Genomic DNA, 838 nt, shown 5'->3' with positions numbered 1-838 from the left:
CCACGTCTTTCATCGCCTCTGACTGCCAAGGCATCCACCGTATGCGCTTCTTCACTTGACCATATAACCCCAAGCAATCTGGTTATACTGTGAAGACGACATTCGCCGAAAATTCGAATTTCTCAACTAAGAGAACTCACAAATTTTACCTTAGCCTGATCCGTTACCAGTGAAAGTAACGTTCAGTCTATCTTTCTATCACATACCCAAATTTTTAAAGAACGAACTAGTCAAAGACTAGAAATCAACATTCACCATCGAACCGATGGAATGCTCATTTCTAAGCTTTACACAATCAGAAGCAGTAGTGGTGGAGCCAAACGGGATCGAACCGTTGACCTCCTGCGTGCAAGGCAGGCGCTCTCCCAGCTGAGCTATGGCCCCGTATTTCTACAGGCGTTTCCCACACAAAATTGGTGGGTCTGGGCAGATTCGAACTGCCGACCTCACCCTTATCAGGGGTGCGCTCTAACCAACTGAGCTACAGACCCAATTTCGAGCTGCTAAGGCCGACCTCACCCTGCTCTTAAMCACGGAGCATGGGGTGCGCTCTAACCAACTAAGCTACAACCCCAAAGGCTGCTTCTATATCGTCTTCTTCAATGAATCAAGCAATTCGTGTGGGAACTTATGGAGCAGCTGAGTCGTCGATTAAGGAGGTGATCCAGCCGCAGGTTCCCCTACGGCTACCTTGTTACGACTTCACCCCAGTCATGAATCACACCGTGGTAACCGTCCTCCCGAAGGTTAGACTAGCTACTTCTGGTGCAACCCACTCCCATGGTGTGACGGGGCGGTGTGTACAAGGCCCGGGAACGTATTCACCGCGACATTCTGA

General features: G+C 49.7%; 2 tRNA genes and 1 rRNA gene. All 3 read right to left on the bottom strand.

The window, feature by feature from the left end:
* Positions 1-308 precede the first annotated feature (308 nt).
* Positions 309-384, bottom strand: a tRNA-Ala gene (locus AC1DU9_RS29850).
* A 30-nt stretch (positions 385-414) separates the two neighbouring features.
* Positions 415-491, bottom strand: a tRNA-Ile gene (locus AC1DU9_RS29845).
* Between the two features lie 161 nt (positions 492-652).
* Positions 653-838 (bottom strand): 16S ribosomal RNA (locus AC1DU9_RS29840); the annotation flags it as partial.

This window comes from Pseudomonas sp. P4_C1, assembly GCF_056402155.1.
Note: the sequence above shows the minus strand (reverse complement) of the source record. Positions and strands in the feature narration are given on the sequence as shown.